The organism is Actinomadura sp. 9N407 (assembly GCF_044326315.1).
GTDB lineage: Bacteria > Actinomycetota > Actinomycetes > Streptosporangiales > Streptosporangiaceae > Spirillospora.
Genome location: NZ_JBIRAW010000019.1, coordinates 14575 through 29580, shown reverse-complemented (window position 1 = coordinate 29580; position 15006 = coordinate 14575). Strand labels below are relative to the sequence as shown.

Sequence of the window (15006 nt, the reverse complement as noted above, 5' to 3'; positions counted from 1 at the left end):
GGAGAGACCGTCCGGGTGCTCCCCAGTTCCGTAGGAACCGTGGACGAGGTAGTCCGCGGTGGCCGTGATGCCCTCGCTCGAGTCCAGGAGGAAGGCGACAAGGTCACGCCGATCCCGCTCGACACAGTGAAGCTCGGCTCGCCGGTGCAGCGGCTCAACCGCGACGTGCTGTGCACCGGATGGAACTACCTTGATCACTTCTACGAGTCTGAGGGCAAGCGCGAGGGGCAGGATCCCGACAGCCTCCCCAAGCATCCCACCTTCTTCACCAAGGGCCCGGACACGATCGTCGGCCCCCACGACGACATCGCGTTCGACCCGGCGCTTTCAGGAAAATGGGACTACGAAGCGGAGCTCGCCCTCGTCATCGGCACGGTAGGCCGGTCAATCGACGAAGAGAACGCGCTCGATCACGTCTTCGGATGGTGCGTCGCGAACGACGTGTCACAGCGCGACCTGCAACGAGCCCATGGTGGACAGTGGCTGAAAGGCAAGAGCATCGATGGCACCATGCCGCTCGGCCCGTGGCTCACCACCTCTGAGGAGGTGACGGACCCGCACGACCTGTTGATCGACTGTGAACTCAATGGACGTCTTCTCCAGCGGGCGTCCACGAAAGAGATGGCCTTCACGATCCCGCGGATCATCGCCGAGCTCAGCCGAGGCATGACGCTCCGACCGGGCGACGTGATCCTCACAGGTACGCCGAGCGGCATCGGCAATGCACGCGAACCGCAAATCTTCCTCGGCGACGGCGACCGACTGGTTACCCGGGTCGGGGGCCTCGGAGTGCTCGACAATGTCGTACGCCGCACATCGCTGGTCTGACCCGCGCACCGGACACCGAGCTCGCGGGCGGCGAGCGTCCCCGGTGCCGGTACCCGCCCTCTCCCGGCGCCTTGCGGACAACCCAGGTCGCACAGACCGTCGGTGGCAGCACTCACCTGTTGACGGGCCTTCGTCTGGTGAGGCTGCGAGCCCATCGAGGCCGCCGCTGAAGACGGCGCACATTGCGGCGGCCTGGGCCATAGAGAGTGAGGCCCAGGGGCGCCAGGACCCGCTACTGGCTCACCTCATCGAGGTGACCCTCTGCGGCTGAGAGACGTGAATGAAGGACCAACACCCACATAGCCCGGCGGTCGCCGGCAAGTCATCCGCAACGAGGAGACATCGTGCAGAAGGTGCAGGGCGTCGTCGCCCGTACGCAGGGGCAGCCGGTCGAGATTGTGACGATCAATGTCCCCGACCCGGGCCCGGGCGAGGCCGTGGTGAAAGTGCTGGCGTGCGGGGTGTGCCACACCGACCTGCACTACCGGGAGGGCGGCATCAATGACGACTTCCCGTTCCTGCTGGGCCACGAGGCCTCCGGCATCGTCGAGTCGGTTGGACCGGACGTGACCGGTGTCACGCCGGGCGACTTCGTGGTGCTGAACTGGCGGGCGGTGTGTGGTGAATGCCGGGCCTGCAAGCGTGGTGACCTGCACTACTGCTTCAACACGCACAACGCGACCCAAAAGATGACACTGGAGGACGGCACCGAGCTGAGCTCCGCGCTGGGGATCGGCGCATTCACGGAGAAGACCCTGGTTGCGGCGGGCCAGTGCACGAAGGTGGATCCGGAGGCCCGTCCGGCCGCGGTGGGACTGCTCGGATGTGGTGTGATGGCCGGCATCGGTGCTGCGATCAACACCGGTGCCGTGACCCGCGGCAAGTCGGTGGCCGTGATCGGCTGCGGCGGCGTGGGCGTCGCCGCGATCGCCGGCTCGGCGCTGGCCGGTGCGAGTCCGATCATCGCTGTCGACATCGACCCCAAGAAGCTCGCGAAGGCCAGCGAGATGGGCGCGACCCACACCGTCGACTCCTCAACGGGCGACCCGGTCGAGGAGATCAAGCGGATCTGCGCGGAGACCTACGACGGTGCCGACGGTGCGGATGTGGTGATCGAGGCTGTCGGTCGGCCGGAGACATGGAAGCAGGCGTTCTACGCGCGCGACCTGGCCGGCGTGGTCGTACTGGTCGGTGTGCCGACCCCGGACATGAAGGTCCCGGAGCTCCCGCTGATCGACGTGTTCGGCCGTGGCGGGGCCCTGAAGTCCAGTTGGTACGGCGACTGTCTGCCGAGCCGCGACTTCCCGATGCTCGTCGACCTCTACCGGCAGGGACGGCTGGACCTGGACGCGTTCGTGACCGAGGAGATCGGGATCGACGGCGTGGAGGCGGCATTCGAGCGGATGCACCACGGCGATGTGCTGCGCTCGGTGGTGGTCCTCTGATGGCCGGGCAGGTGCGTGTCGACCACGCAGTCAGCAGCGGCACGTTCAGCCTCGACGGTGAGACGTTCGAGGTCGACAACAACATCTGGGTCGTGGGTGACTACTCTGAGTGCGTCGTGATCGACGCCCCGCATTCGGTCGACGACATCCTCGCCGTCGTGGCAGAGCGGACTGTGAAGGCGATCGTGTGCACCCATGCCCACGACGACCACGTCCGGGTCGCGCCAGCGCTGCGGGACCGGGTGGGTGCCCCGATCCTGCTACACCCCGACGACCGCCCGCTGTGGGACCTCACCCACGGCGGTGCCGACGGTCATCTGTGGGACGCTGACCTCGCCGACGGCCAGACCATCGAGGTCGCGGGCACCACGTTGACCGTGCTGCACACGCCGGGCCACGCACCGGGGGCGGTGTGCCTCCACGCCCCGGACCTCGGCTGTATCTTCACCGGCGACACTCTGTTTCAGGGCGGCCCGGGCGCGACCGGCCGCTCCTACAGTGACCGTCCGACCCTTGAGGAGTCGATCCGCGCGAAGCTATTCGCCCTGCCCGACGACACGGTCGTCCACACCGGCCACGGCGACGACACCACCATCGGCGCGGAACGTATGCTGATGGTCAGCAAAGAGTTCCGCCAGCGTGTGCGGGCCCGCTTGCCCGGTGAGGAAGCAAACCCGTAATCGCTGGCGTCATCGTTCACGGTCGGACGGCTGTGGCCTTTCGTTGGACCTCGTCGACACTTCAAAGCACGCAGAACTGTGAACCTGTCCAGCACCGCTCTCCTTCAGGAGCCAGGACGCCTGGATTGCCGCCTGATCGCGGGTAGCGAACGTGTGGGGCTCGATAATTCGGTTCGGCCACCCTCCTGCGAGTATTCGTTGATCAGACCGCCGAGGAGCGCACGTCCACTCGACCCGTGGTGTAGGCGACGCCGCTACTGATGGCGCCGTCAAGATCAGCCAGACCGTGCCAGGTGCGGCTCGGTATCCTGGCATCGTCGGCTCGCCTTGGATTTCGCCGGTATTCCCGGATCGGATTCTCGGCGGCCGACGAGAGCACGAGCCGGCGGAGCTCGGCCGATACCAGAGGACGCCCACGCTGACATGACGGGTAGGTCTATTGTCGACGAAATCAGGTTCCGCCCGGCGGTCAGGACGAGGATCCGCCCAGATGCAACACTACGTTGCTGATCGTCGCCGGCGAGGGAGCCGGATCCGCCACACGTACACCTCTCAGCGGCCAGTGCACGCGCACTTCGTACAGGGCAACCTGCGGGGTGTGGAGCGTGAACCACCGCTGCGGCGAGGAGACAAGTGGTGGCTCGGCGATCAGTTCCGGGCATGGTCGTCGGCCTGCTCGGTGCGCTCGACTCCGTCGGCGGCCTTGAGCGTGGCCTGCTGCGCCACTTCGTGGTGGCCTTCGTGGCGCAGCACGATGCCCAGCGATCGGGAGGCGGCGGCGCTGGGGCGTGGTGGTGCTTACCGTGGCGGTCATCGTCGGGGTTCTGGTCTGGATGCTGATCTGGTCGGGCGGCGACCTGGACGATCGGCTGGAGCGCACCAGCTGGGTCGGCGCGATCATTGCGACACTGGCGGCGGCGGCACGGTGGCACGGTGGCACGGTGGCACGGTGGGCGTGGCTGTGGCGGGCTGACCGGCCGTTGCGGGAGCTTGTCGGCCCGGAGGGCTTTGTGGGGGCTGCGCCGCGGTTGGAGCCACGGTTTCGTCGAGCGCCCGGAACTGGCCGAGGCCGCGGTGACGGCGCTGCGCGGAATAGTGCAGGCGGCTGCGCTGACGCGGTTCGGCGGGGTGGGCAAGTCGACCTTGGCGGCGGCAGTGTGCCGCGACCGGCGGGTGCGGCGCCGCTACCGCAGCGCGACGCGACCTGGTTGAAGGCCGGGTCGGGCACTGATCCGCTGGCGCTGCTGATTGCTCTGGCCCGCCGCCCTGGCCATCCAGGACCCCGCCTACACCACCGTCGACCAGGCCCGCGAAGCGCTCGCGGCGATGCTGGCCCGGCGGCGGCTGCTGATCGTGTTGGACAACGTGTGGACCCGCGCTCCGCTGGATGCGGAGCTGGGCTGGCGCCCGGCTGCCCGGTGCTGTTCACCACCCGCAGCAGCGATCTGGCCCTGACCGTCGACGCCACCGCAGTGGAGGCCGACGACCTCACTCAGGACCAGGCGCTGGCGGTACTGGCGCGCTGGGGGGTCATGCCAGAGCCCTACTACGCCGGACATCGCCAAGGCAGGCAGCGCCCGGGTACAGCGGTTCTCGCACGAAGCTACGCCAGACGGACCTTGGTCGCCCTTTCGGGACGAGACGGGTGCGCAAGAGATCAAGTCAGGGTACGCAAATGCGCCGTTAGCGCTCAATCCGGTCGAACAAACTACAGGGTAGAAGTGACTTATCCCCCATCAGCCGTAATGAAATGGCCTCTGAGAGCGAGACACTAGCGGGCCCATTTTGCGTCTCCGGGTCCAGCGCATCACCGACCTTGATCGATGCTGCGCCCGACGCTATCCGACCAAGGAACTCGTCGGCGATGTCTTCGTGCAACAGCAGCCGCGTCGAGGCGACGCACACCTCTCCTTTCGACAGGAAGGTCACAACGCCACGCACGGTGAGTCACGTGCGCACCTCCCGACCAGGGCCGACAGATCCGGTTAAAGACCCGAAGGCGGCCAGCCGATGGGTCAGACCCCGGCGGGAGGTGCTCACCTACAGCATCTCTGTCAGTCGATGGCGCGGACTCGTCGCAGTACGAGCGAGCCGATCACCGTGAGCGCCGCTCCAGCGACGAACAGCGTCGGGTATCCGCCGAATGCGAAAGCCAGGGGGGCGAGTGCGGGAATAACCGAGCCGGGGAGTGTGAGAGCGATGTTCATGACCCCTAGATCCTTGGCGGCGTTGGCCGGGTCGGGCAGAACCGCCACGGGGACTGCGTAGTCAACGGCCGCGTACAGGCCTTGGCCGATGCCGACGATCGTCGTGGCGATGAGGAAGTGAGTGACGCTTCCGGCGAGCGCGGCGACGATGAGCCCGACGGCGATGACGCCGGCTGCCACGAGGGCGAAGGGCTTGCGGCGGCGAAGGCGGTCGGAAAGTCGACCGCTGAGCGGGCTGACGATCATGAGGGCGACCGTGCTGGCCAGAATACCGAAGAAGACCCAGCGGGCCTGCTGGTCTTCGGCAACGCCCAGGTGGTCGCTGAGATAGTAGGCCATGAACGCTATGAGGGCGTTCGGGCCCATCCACATCAGGAGCCTGCTCAACCAGGCCCAGCCGAAGTCTGGGTGCTTGACCGGGTTCGTCCACACGCTGCTCAGGAAGCTGCGAATGGTGTACCGGCCGGGCTTGTCGGCCGGATCCAGGTGCCGGTCTTTGAGGACAACGCAGAGCACGACGGCGGGGAGGAAGCCGATCACCGCTCCGGCGATGATCATGAAGGTGGTGGAAAAGGCCAGGAGTGCGGCCAGGCCTGTGGCGATCAGCAGCGCCATGGGGAAGGCGACGCCGAGAATGCCGGAGACGAAACCCTGCTGGTCCGGGGGGACCTGGTCGGAGATCAGTGCGATCTCAGCTGCGTACAAGGCGTTGTAGACGGCTTGGGTGAAGCACCAGGTGAAGATCAGCAGGGGCATCGTGTGAGCGGTCGAAAGTGCGAGGAGCCCCAGGGTTCCGAAGAGCGCGCCACCGAGGATCCAGGGGCGGCGCATGCCGAAGCGTGAGGTGGTGCGGTCACTGAGCTTGCCGAACACGGGGTTGGCGATGACGGCGACCAGCACACCGAGGAACAGCACCATGGAGAGGTTGCCGTTCTTGCCAGACTCGTCAATGTCCTGGATCGCAAGGGGCAGGGCGACCAGGGTCGGGGTGAAGGTGGCGACGTTACAGCCGACGACCGCGAGGGCCAGCGCGGCGATGAAGCCTCCGGACGCCTTGCCGACGTTGGGGATGGACGGGGCGGAGGGGGTGGTCCCTTCCTGCATGGCCTCAACCATGTTGCTTGGCCTCTTCCTGGTCAGGCTCGTGGGGACGAGCTAGGGGTGGGTTAAGGCCGTTGCGGGCGATCACGTCGCGGTACCAGTGGAAGCTGGTTTTGGGTATGCGTCGCTGGGTGCCGAAATCGACGTAGGTGAGGCCGAAGCGGGGGCCGTAGCCCTGGGCCCATTCGAAGTTGTCCATGAGAGACCAGGTCAGGTAGCCCTTGACCTGAACACCTTCGGCGATCGCATTGTGGATGGCGTTCAGGTGCAAGGTCAGGAAGTCGATGCGCTCGGGGTCGTGGACGACGCCTTCGGGGCTAACCTGGTCGTGCAGGGAGACGCCGTTCTCGGTGATATAGACCGGAATGTCAGCGAAATCCGTTTTGAAGCGGCACAGGATCTCGGTGAACACGTTCGGGGTGATGGGCCAGCCCATCACGGTGGTCTCCTGGTCGGTCCGGACGACATCGCGGGCGCCGAGGTCGCGTTCTACCGGCGTGCTCAGGGGCGTCTCGGCCCAGCCGGAGGGAAGATCGCCGTCAGTTCCGGTGACGGTACGGCCGTAGTAGAAGTTCAGGCCGAAGAAGTCGAGGGGGGTAGAGATGACCTCCATGTCACGGTCCTGGACGACGGTGAATCCCGGGCGGAGGTCGGCGTAGCGCTCTTGGACGTCGGTCGGGTAGGTGCCCTTGAAGATCGCATCGAGGAAGAGCCGGTTGTTCACGCCGTCCACGAGCCGGGCGGCGGCCACGTCGGCCGGGGCCTGGGTCATCGGATGAACCGGCGACAGAGAGGTCGCCAGGCCGACTTTGCCAGCGTTGCCCTCGCGGATCGTCTGGGCGGACAGACCGTGCCCGAGCAGAAGGTGGTGGGCGGCGGCAAGCGCCTCGCCGGTGTCCTGGTGGCCGGGGGACAGTTCACCGGTCGCGTAGCCAAGGAAAGATTCGACGTAGGCCTCGTTGATTGTCATCCAGTGGTCGACCGTGTCTTTCAAAGCGCCTGTGACGACCTGGGCGTGCTCAGCGAGCCGATAGGCGGTATCGCGGTTCAGCCAGCCGCCCTTGTCCTCCACGGACTGCGGCAGGTCGAAGTGGTAAAGAGTGGCGAACGGGACGATGCCGCGATCACGAAGCCCTTCGGCGAGCCTTCGGTAGAAGTCCAGGCCTCTTTGGTTGGGGCGGCCGTCCTCGTGAGTCGTGCGGGTCCAGGCGATGGAGAAGCGGTAGGCCTTCAGTCCGAGCTCAGCCATCAGGTCCAGGTCCTGCTCCCAGCGGCGGTAGTGGTCGCACGCGATATCGCCGGTCTGGCCGTGGAAGGTCTTGCCGGGCGTGTGCGCGAACACGTCCCAGACTGACGGCCTGCGCCCGTCCGCGGACGCCGCGCCCTCGATCTGGTAGGCCGAGGTCGCGGCGCCCCACAGGAAGCCCTCGGGAAAGCGGATCATCTGATCTCTCCTTCATTGGTCCGAGTGGAGTCCCGGAGCACGATCTCGACGGGCAGGACAGTCCGTTCCGGTACCGTGCCTCCGTCGATGGCTGTGATGAGCATGCGGACCGCGGTGGCGCCCATCTCGTAGAACGGCGATCGCACGGTGGTCAGGCCGGTCCAGGCGGCGGCGGGCAGGTCGTCGAACCCTGTGACCGCCACATCCCCGGGCACATGCACTCCCACCGCATGCAGCGCGGAAACAAGCGAAACCGCCAACTCGTCGTAGGGGGTGACGACCGCGTCGAACTCCCCGGCCCTGGACACCACGGTGTGCAGGAGCGCGTCGAAGTCCTTGTCCTGCCGGAGGATGCCGAGCTCGGGCAGTCCGGCGGCGGCGACGGCCTGCCGATAGCCGGCCAGGCGCTCGCACACGAGCAGCATGTCCGCCGCCGCGGCAGCGAATGCGATCCGCTCGCGCCCGCTCTCGATCAGGTGCTCGGTGACGCACCTGACCCCGTAGGCGTTGTCGATCTCCACTGATGGGAACTCCGGCCGCGCAATCTGGTCGTCTACAACCACGACGGGCATGCCCTGTCGGTGCAGCTCGCCGACGCGGTCCATTAGGCCGGACGGGATCACCATCACCAGGCCGTCCACGGGCAGCATCGGCAGCACGGACTCGACGAAGCGGTTCTCAGATCCGGAGCTCAGCTGCTGGAGCAGCAGCGAATAGCCGGACCGGTCGGCCTCCTCGGAAACCCCCCGGATCACCTCGGGCATCCAGTCCCAGGCCAGTTGTGGCACGAGCAGCCCGAGGATCGCAAACTTGCCGGTCCGCAGCGACCGGGCGCTCCGGCTCGGTACATAGTCGAGCTCCTCGGCCGCCCGCAACACCCGTTCCCGAGTCTCGGGGATCACCTCCGGACGCCCGTTCAACGCCCGTGACACGGTCGGCACGCTGACCCCGGCCAGCTTCGCGACATCGCTGATCGTTACTCGTCGTCCAGCCATCTTCCGTTCCTCCCATCCTATGAAATCGATTTCATGCGAAGAAGTGTGAGGGTAGCCACACGATGCGGACGTGGTCAAGCGATCAACGACCTGGACGAACTCCTCTAACCGATCGTGGCCGCGATCAATCCCCGCCTGGCCGCCGCTAACGGCGTGGGCACCGACGTCGCCGACCAACTCCTGGTCACCGCAGGTGACAACCACGACCGGCTCACCAGCGAAGCCGCCTTCGCCATGCTCTGCGGCGCCGCCCCGGTCCCGGCCTCGTCCGGGAACACCAACCGGCACTGCCTCAACCGAGGCGGCGACCGGCAGGCCAACAAAGCCCTCTACCGAGTTGTCATCTGCCGCTTGCGGTGGGACCCGCACCCGCGCCTACATGGAACGAAGCACCAAGGAAGGTTTCTCCAAGAGGGAGATCATCCGCTGCCTCAAACGCTACGTCGCCCGCGAGCTCTACCAGATCATCACAGCAACGAACGATTATGTGAGACCAGCGTGCGATCATCGCGGCCCTGAGTGAACGACCGCACCGGCGACCCGCCGCCCTTCCTGACCGGGAGGACCATGAACCCGCCTGCCGAGCACGACGGCTTCGTCGCCCGCTACGGGCCGGCCCCGACCCGGGTGGACCATCACCAGTTCGTGCTGACTGAAGACGGTGGTGCCCCCCGCCTGGCTGGAGCCCGGCCGCCCGATGAACGGCCTGATCTCATCGTCAAACAGACCGACGCCTGCGGCGCTGGCCTGCGTGCATCCGCCGCCCGGCACCCGCGCCCCGATCGCTGGCCCGCCCCGGCCACGGCGCCGCCGGATGGACGAGCTGTCTCCCACCATTCAGAACCACGCCGCCAGCACCAACCCGCCCGTGCACCCGCTGGCGGACCCGGGCGCGCCCTTCCTCATTCCGGTGGAACCGCTTAGAAGCGGCCCAGCCATCGCCGAAGCGAAAGGCGTGGACGTTCGATCATTTCTTCTGGTTGACGCCTGGTCCCGCACTGGCCATCACTATCTGTTACCGGCCGGTCGCTGCTACACCTGGGAATTCACCTAGCACCGACGAAGGGACACGGGGGTTGAGGAAACTCATCGTTACGGGGGCAGTCGCGGCCATCACCGCCGGCGGCATCGGATTGGCCGCCGCGCCCGCGGAGGCGGCCAGTGCGGTTCAGATCTACCGGGTGTACTACAACTCGCCCGGGTCCGACACCGGTTCCAACAGTTCGCTGAACGGTGAATGGGTACAGCTGTTCAACACCTCCACCACCTCCCGGCAGATGCGGGGCTACAAGCTGCGGGACAAGACCGGCTACACCTACACCTTCACGACGTTCACCCTTGGCGGGCGCAAGTCGGTGTACGTGCACACCGGCAAGGGCTCCAACACCTCCACGCACCGGTACTGGGGCAGGTCCTGGTATGTGTGGAACAACACCGGGGACGCGGCGTACCTGCGCTACCCGAACGGAACCGCGGCGGACTCATGCTCATGGGGCAGCAGCGGCTCCAGCAGGTACTGCTGACCTGACCCGGCCGTGAACAGGTGAGGACCCCGCCCTCCATACGGGGCGGGGTCCCTCTCAGGTGCAGTGACGTCCGTGCCAGAACTACTGAAGCGCCCCGGATTCGGTAGAGGCTCTGATCATGCCCTGGATTGGATCGATTCGCTTGGCCGGGTGAGGAAACGACGGCGGAAGCTAGATCGTGTGCACAGGACTACGGACATCTCGTGCAGACGATTTCGAGAACCGACACGCCTGGTCTTCGATGTGTTCGCCGCGCTGGCAGAGTTCATCCGCGAACTGATCGTGCAAGGCGCCGCGTGATGGCCGGGGGCGGGCCCGCGGGACCGCTACCCCTCCCGGATCAAGGCCTTGATGGCGGTGGCCGGCGAGGCCGACCGCGCCTGTGATATTTCGTCCTGCGGCGATGCCAGGTAGAGCTTGAACGACGCTGCTGCCCAGCGTCCTAACCTGGCGCGCTGCCGCGCCACAGGGGCGCGTCGATCTCTGGATGACCGGCTGGCTTCCAGGTGGCGGCGGCCGAGGTTGCCGTGGGTAGGCCGATGGCGCTGGAGCGGTTTCATGGCACTGCTGCCGCCTGGGCGACCTGGGTGCAACACCGCCTGACCGCGCTCGATGCCAGGTCGGCGATCCGGAAGGGCGGTCAGCCAGGTGCTGTTGGACGGGTCCGGTTTGAGTGGATGCAGTTGGCGGCCTGGCGGGGTGATCGTCCCCGGTCCGGCCCCGCGAGCCAACATCGAGCCAACACGGGAACGTACCGGGACGAAACCGGCGGGGGACATACCGGGGTGAACTCGCGTTTGTGCAGGTCAGGCGTGGTGGGTCGCGTGGGACTCGAACCCACAACCTACGGATTAAAAGTCCGGAGCTCTGCCAATTGAGCTAGCGACCCGCAGGGCAAGGGTATCGAGATCGCCGACCGGTTCGCATCGGGGTTATGGGGTGGGTCAGTAGTAGCTGGGTTGGGGGTAGACCTCGATGCGGCTTGCGTCGACGGTGGGCGGTACGCCGCCGGTCTCGATGCGGTGGACGGACCAGCCGGGGGCGAAGCGGGCCCAGGTGTCGGTGTCGGAGGGGTGAGTGCCTCCGACGATCTTGCCGTGCTTGTCGCGGAGGATCGCGTTGGCCTTGCCGTCGTTCAGGGGGAGCGGATGGCGGGAGTGGACCTTGAAGGTGATGTCGAGGTCGTACCGCTGGTCGCGGTGGACCTCCATCCGGGTGGGATCGCCCAGGAGGTAGAGCTGTTCCTTGTCGACGGGATAGAGGTCGGCCTTGACGTCGGACGCGGTGAGTTGGACGACGCGCTGGTCGGTGGGCGGGAGCCATTCGGTGCGGCCGAGTTTGAAGTCGATCTTCTTGGCTCCTGCTCGGCGGACGTAGGTGTTGTCGCCGATGCCGAAGCGGGCGCCGGGCATGAGGCCGCCGATCGTGCGGTGGTGGGCGTACGCGCTGGCCTTGGTGGCCAGGGATTTGCCCTTGCCGTCGCGGATGCCGAGGGTGATCGGGACGGAGACGGCCATCTTCTTGCTGGTGTTCTCCACGATCAAGCCCCAGCTGACCTGATGCTCGCCGGCGGAATCCCGGCTGGTGGTGAAGCCGTGCTCGACGATCCGTACGGTGCCGCCGTCGCCGGAGTCGGGGCTTGGGGAGGCCGGTACGGGGGGCAGGGAGGCGGGGGTGGCGGGGGGGGGGGGGGGGGGGGGGGGGGGGGGGGGGGGGGGGGGGGGGGGGCACGCCGGTGGCTCCGCTGCGGTGGAGGGGCGGACGAAGAGGGTGAGCAGGATGAGGACGGCCAGGGCCACGTGCAGGGACGCCCGGTCGGTCAGGGGCGCGGTTCGCTCCTCAGTCAAGATCGTCACCTCCGCGGAGATAAGTCGCAGGGCGGGGTCGGAAAGTTCCCGGTTTGGCCGGGTCAGGCCAGATGATGGTCGGGTGAGGCTCGGACGGCGTCTCACGTCGTTGACGTGAGGAGTCGTTCATGGCGGAGGTTTTCCGGTATCGGCCGCGCCGGCTGGCCGCGGGCGGGGTGTTCCTGGCCGCGGTCGTGCTGGGTTCCGTCGGGATGGCGCCTGAGGAGGTTGGGGATGTCGGGACGGAGTCGCTGGTCCGCGCCTTCTATGAGGCGATCAAGGAGCGGGACGTCGGGAAGGCGCTTCGCCTTGCGAAGGCCGAACGCCCAGGTGGTGAGGAGGGGCGCTTTCTGGTGCCCGAGGCGATCGATGACGACTGGAAGATCGCCAGCGTGACGGAGCGCTCGAATTATGAGTTCGACGATTATGCGGAGGTCGTCGTTGTGCTTGAGGGGAAGGGCGGCGAGCGATACCGGTCCGAGGTCCGGCTGCTGAAGGAGAAGGGTGGAATGCGGATCGACCAACCGCTGGCAAGGGTGTGGTTCGGGATGACGCCGATGACGTATGTCGAAGTCGGAAAGGTCCGGATCCCGTTCAAGCTGGAAGCGGACCATGAGCGCACGGGGATGTACTGGTTGCTGCCCGGGCTTTACCGGTTCTATCAGGGACGGCAGGGTCTCGTACGCGGCGTGCCGGAGCAGACGATGGTCAATACCGGGGACGGTAGTTCGATATCCTCCTATCCACCCACGCAGGGCGGTTCGAAGTTCGACGTTACACCCGCCGGGGAGCGTGCGGTTTCGCAGGCGTACAATGCGTATATCGATAAATGCGCGAAGGCGCGCGGACAGACCAAGATCGAGTGTCCGTTCGGGTATAGCTTGACCGGTGGGGTCAAGGGTCGGAATGCGAGCCTTTCGGATCTCAAGGACGTGCGTTGGAAGGTACGAAAGTATCCGACCATCGCTGCCATCGGGATGCAGGGCGAGCTGATGATCTTGGATCGGGAACAGGGGATCGTCGAATTGAGTGGGACCGGCCAGGTGGGGGACGGCGGGCCGAGGAAGCGGTTCACTCTCGAGTGTGAGGTGCTGTCCAACAGGTTGCATGCCACGGTAGGTATAGATGGGCGGATCACTGTCATTCCCGCCGGATCGCGAATCAGTGGCGCAAGGTCCCATTTTCGTGTCGAGAGCTGTAGGGACAGACCGATCTCAGTGAAGTGAGAGCCGGACGGGTAGGTGTTTGAGGCCGTTCTGGAAATTTGATGCCAGGCGGGTCGGGCTGCCGGTCTGCTCGATTCTCAGGGGCAGCAGCCGGCGGAAGACGGCGCGCATCTGGACGCGGGCCAGGTGGGCGCCCAGGCAGAAGTGCGGGCCGAAACCGAAGCTGACGTGGTCGTTCGGGGTACGGGCGATGTCGAATTCGTCGGGGGAGTGGAAGACGGTCTCGTCGCGGTTGGCCGAGGCGTGGTAGACGACCACTTTCTCGCCTGCGCGGATGGGTGTGGCGTTGAGTTCCAGGTCCTGGGTGGCGGTACGGCGGAAGTCCATGACCGGGGGCCAGTAGCGGAGCATCTCTTCGATGGCGGTGGGGAGCAGGCCCGGGTTCTCGCGAAGGCGGTCGAATTGGGCAGGGTGCTCCAGGAGGGTGAGAAGGCCTCCCGGGATGCCGTTGCGGAGCGTTTCGTTTCCGGCTACCGCAAAGAGGAAGAACATGTTCTCGAATTCGGGGCCGGTCAGGCCTCCCGAGAGCATGCGGGACATGATGCCGTCGCCCGCGTTCTTGCGCTCGGCCAGGGCATGCGCGTACGCGAACATGTCGCGCAGGGCCGCCTGTGAACGAGGGTTCATCGGGCGGCCGTCGGGGCGCTGGAGGGTTTCCGGGCGCTGGGCGACGGCGGCGCGGCCCATCGGGCTCAGGGAGTCCAGGTCGGCGGTGGACAGGCCCGCGTATTCGGCGTCCTGGTAGCCGATGACGCGGGAGGCCCAGTCGTACAGGAGCCGGCGGTCCTCGTCGGGGACGCCCATGATGTGGGCGAGGGTCCAGACGGGCAGGTCGGCGGCCACGTCGACGAAGTCGATGTCGGCGTCCAGGGCGGCGGTGACCAGGGAACGGGCCCGCTCCTCGATCGTGGATTCGAGGGCCCGGATGGCGCGGGGGGTGAACGCGGCGGCGACGATGCGGCGCAGCCGGGAGTGGCCCGGCGGGTCCTGGTTGAGCATCATCGCCTGGACGAACTCCAGGTCCTGCGGCGTGTCCGGGTCGCGGATCTGGGTGGCGCCCAGGTGCGAGGAGAACAGGTCCGGCGACCGCAGGACGTGCTTGACGTCGGCGTGCCGGAACACCGCCCAGTAGCCGGGTCCGGCGGGCCAGGGACCGACGGCGGGTTCGGGGATCCGGCACACGGGTGCTTCGGAGCGGAGCCGGCGGAACGTCTCGTACGGGACGCCCGTGGCGTAGGTCGCGGGCAGAAAGATCTCCTCACGCATGCCTTCAGCGTGCATCATGGCGGGGTGACGGTGAAGCCCGCGGACGGCGATGCGATCTTGCGCGAGAACTTCGCGCCCTGGGTTCAGGACCTGGGGCTGACGGTCGAGGAGGTGGCCGAGCGCCGGGCGGTGCTGCGGTTGCCCTGGTCGGAACGGCTGGCCAGGGAGGGCGGCGGGATGTCCGGGCAGGCGCTGATGGCGGCGGCGGACACGGCCACGGTGATCGCGGTGTCGGGGGCGAGGGGTGCCTTCGTGCCGATGACGACCGTTCAGCAGAACACCACGTTCCAGCGGCCGGTCATCGGCAAGGACGTGCTGGTCGAGGTGCGGATCACCAAGCTGGGCCGGACGCTGGCGTTCGCCGATGTCACGATGACGGCCGAGGGCGAGGACGAGCCCGCGGCCCGCGCCTCCACCGTTTACGCGATCTTGGGTTGAGGA

Annotated in this window: 15 protein-coding genes and 1 tRNA gene; 9 read left to right on the top strand and 7 right to left on the bottom strand. The window is 66.9% G+C overall.

Annotation, left to right across the window (positions count from 1 at the left end):
• Window positions 1–39 precede the first annotated feature (39 nt).
• From ACH34Q_RS27245 to ACH34Q_RS27230, 4 genes are all read left to right on the top strand, one after another.
• On the top strand, window positions 40–828 hold the full coding sequence (locus ACH34Q_RS27245) for a fumarylacetoacetate hydrolase family protein (protein WP_395985915.1): 789 nt from the start codon (window positions 40–42) through the stop codon (window positions 826–828).
• Between the two features lie 341 nt (window positions 829–1169).
• Window positions 1170–2273, top strand: a complete 1104-nt coding sequence (locus ACH34Q_RS27240) for an S-(hydroxymethyl)mycothiol dehydrogenase (RefSeq protein ID WP_395986035.1) — start codon at window positions 1170–1172, stop codon at window positions 2271–2273.
• The gene (locus ACH34Q_RS27235; RefSeq protein ID WP_395985914.1) at window positions 2273–2953 is read left to right on the top strand and encodes an MBL fold metallo-hydrolase; all 681 of its coding nucleotides are present in this window, start codon (window positions 2273–2275) and stop codon (window positions 2951–2953) included. Before ACH34Q_RS27240 ends, ACH34Q_RS27235 begins: the two co-directional genes overlap by 1 nt.
• A 1248-nt stretch (window positions 2954–4201) precedes the next feature.
• Window positions 4202–4408 (top strand): hypothetical protein, encoded by a 207-nt coding sequence (locus ACH34Q_RS27230; RefSeq protein ID WP_395985913.1) that lies wholly within the window; start codon window positions 4202–4204, stop codon window positions 4406–4408.
• Window positions 4409–4636: 228 nt separating this feature from the next.
• Here ACH34Q_RS27230 and ACH34Q_RS27225 read toward each other — a convergent pair whose 3' ends face one another.
• The 4 genes from ACH34Q_RS27225 to ACH34Q_RS27210 all read right to left on the bottom strand — a co-directional run bounded on the left by ACH34Q_RS27225 (window position 4637) and on the right by ACH34Q_RS27210 (window position 8700).
• Entirely contained in the window at window positions 4637–4882 is a 246-nt protein-coding gene (locus ACH34Q_RS27225; protein WP_395985912.1) for an aldehyde dehydrogenase family protein, read from the bottom strand.
• A 125-nt stretch (window positions 4883–5007) separates the two neighbouring features.
• The gene (locus ACH34Q_RS27220) at window positions 5008–6264 is read right to left on the bottom strand and encodes an MFS transporter (protein ID WP_395985911.1); all 1257 of its coding nucleotides are present in this window, start codon (window positions 6262–6264) and stop codon (window positions 5008–5010) included.
• Between the two features lie 4 nt (window positions 6265–6268).
• Window positions 6269–7705, bottom strand: coding sequence for a GH1 family beta-glucosidase (locus ACH34Q_RS27215; protein WP_395985910.1), 1437 nt, complete (start codon window positions 7703–7705; stop codon window positions 6269–6271).
• Window positions 7702–8700: a LacI family DNA-binding transcriptional regulator gene (locus tag ACH34Q_RS27210; RefSeq protein WP_395985909.1), complete on the bottom strand. Its 999-nt coding sequence runs from the start codon at window positions 8698–8700 to the stop codon at window positions 7702–7704. Before ACH34Q_RS27210 ends, ACH34Q_RS27215 begins: the two co-directional genes overlap by 4 nt.
• A gap of 114 nt (window positions 8701–8814) precedes the next feature.
• Between ACH34Q_RS27210 and ACH34Q_RS27205 the strand changes: the two genes are divergently transcribed.
• The 3 genes from ACH34Q_RS27205 (at window position 8815) to ACH34Q_RS27195 (ending at window position 10223) form a co-directional block, all read left to right on the top strand.
• Window positions 8815–9219 carry a transposase gene (locus ACH34Q_RS27205; RefSeq protein ID WP_395985908.1) on the top strand — a complete coding sequence of 135 codons (405 nt, stop codon included), beginning with the start codon at window positions 8815–8817 and terminating at the stop codon, window positions 9217–9219.
• A 178-nt stretch (window positions 9220–9397) separates the two neighbouring features.
• The gene (locus ACH34Q_RS27200) at window positions 9398–9754 is read left to right on the top strand and encodes a hypothetical protein (RefSeq protein ID WP_395985907.1); all 357 of its coding nucleotides are present in this window, start codon (window positions 9398–9400) and stop codon (window positions 9752–9754) included.
• Window positions 9755–9776: 22 nt separating this feature from the next.
• A complete protein-coding gene (locus ACH34Q_RS27195) occupies window positions 9777–10223 on the top strand; it encodes a lamin tail domain-containing protein (protein ID WP_395985906.1) in 447 nt (148 codons plus the stop codon).
• 816 nt (window positions 10224–11039) lie between these two features.
• On the opposite strand, the gene ACH34Q_RS27190 is transcribed toward ACH34Q_RS27195, so the two are convergent.
• Together ACH34Q_RS27190 and ACH34Q_RS27185 are read right to left on the bottom strand one after the other, a co-directional pair.
• A tRNA-Lys gene (locus ACH34Q_RS27190) sits at window positions 11040–11115 on the bottom strand.
• Window positions 11116–11170: 55 nt separating this feature from the next.
• A complete protein-coding gene (locus ACH34Q_RS27185) occupies window positions 11171–11764 on the bottom strand; it encodes a hypothetical protein (protein WP_395985905.1) in 594 nt (197 codons plus the stop codon).
• 437 nt (window positions 11765–12201) lie between these two features.
• Here ACH34Q_RS27185 and ACH34Q_RS27180 point away from each other — a divergent pair, with 437 nt between their 5' ends.
• The gene (locus tag ACH34Q_RS27180; protein ID WP_395985904.1) at window positions 12202–13299 is read left to right on the top strand and encodes a hypothetical protein; all 1098 of its coding nucleotides are present in this window, start codon (window positions 12202–12204) and stop codon (window positions 13297–13299) included.
• Here the strand turns inward: ACH34Q_RS27180 and ACH34Q_RS27175 are convergent.
• Window positions 13288–14565, bottom strand: a complete 1278-nt coding sequence (locus ACH34Q_RS27175; protein WP_395985903.1) for a cytochrome P450 — start codon at window positions 14563–14565, stop codon at window positions 13288–13290. The genes ACH34Q_RS27180 and ACH34Q_RS27175 overlap by 12 nt on opposite strands.
• 24 nt (window positions 14566–14589) lie before the next feature.
• Here ACH34Q_RS27175 and ACH34Q_RS27170 point away from each other — a divergent pair, with 24 nt between their 5' ends.
• A complete protein-coding gene (locus ACH34Q_RS27170; protein WP_395985902.1) occupies window positions 14590–15003 on the top strand; it encodes a PaaI family thioesterase in 414 nt (137 codons plus the stop codon).
• Window positions 15004–15006: the final 3 nt, after the last annotated feature.